The 866-nt window shown below is 40.9% G+C and carries 2 protein-coding genes; both read left to right on the top strand.

Annotation, left to right across the window (positions count from 1 at the left end; all coding sequences use genetic code 11):
- Nucleotides 1-327: PTS sugar transporter subunit IIB (locus tag GMD3S_RS0210235; protein WP_025173024.1), on the top strand; the 327-nt coding region annotated here is incomplete at its 5' end.
- A 14-nt stretch (nucleotides 328-341) separates the two neighbouring features.
- A partial coding sequence (locus GMD3S_RS0210230; RefSeq protein WP_025173025.1) for a PTS sugar transporter subunit IIC occupies nucleotides 342-866 on the top strand: 525 nt, incomplete at its 3' end.

Below are 866 nucleotides of genomic sequence, written 5' to 3'. Positions count from 1 at the left end.
TCAGTTGCTATGCGTTTCTTCCCTTTACAAAAGGTGATTGATATCATTCACAAGGCTAACCCTGCTCAAACAATTTTTATCGTTGTGAAGGATGTAAAAGATGCTTTAACCTTGGTAGAAGGTGGTGTCCCTATCAAAGAAATCAATATCGGGAACATTCACAATGCCCCTGGTAAAGAGCAGGTGACACGCTCTATCTTCCTAGGTGAAGAGGACAAGGTAGCTCTTAAGGAATTGAGTCAAACGCATCAAGTAACATTTAATACGAAAACAACTCCAACAGGAAACGATGGAGCTGTTGAAGTCAATATTCTGGACTATATTTAAAAGAGGAGATCGTTATGTCGATTAATGTATTTCAAGCGATTTTAATTGGATTATGGACAGCTTTCTGTTTTAGTGGAATGCTGTTAGGAATTTACACCAATAGATGTATTGTTCTGTCATTTGGTGTCGGAATTATTCTAGGTGATTTGCCTACTGCTCTTGCAATGGGAGCTATTGGTGAATTGGCTTATATGGGATTCGGTGTTGGTGCTGGAGGTACTGTTCCACCAAACCCAATCGGACCTGGTATCTTTGGTACCTTGATGGCTATCACTAGTGCTGGTAAAGTCAGTCCAGAAGCGGCTCTTGCCCTCTCTACTCCGATTGCTGTGGCGATTCAATTCTTACAAACTTTCGCTTACACTGTACGTGCTGGAGCACCTGAAACGGCGATGAAGCACTTGAAAAACCATAATTTGAAGAAATTCAAGTTTACTCTAAATGCAACAATTTGGTTGTTTGCCTTTATTGGATTTACCTTGGGTTGCTTGGGTGCCCTTTCAATGGATACCTTGTTGAAACTCGTAGACTACATTCCA

This window comes from Streptococcus sp. GMD3S (assembly GCF_000298695.2).
Taxonomy (GTDB): domain Bacteria; phylum Bacillota; class Bacilli; order Lactobacillales; family Streptococcaceae; genus Streptococcus.
This window is presented reverse-complemented; position numbering and strand designations above follow the sequence as displayed.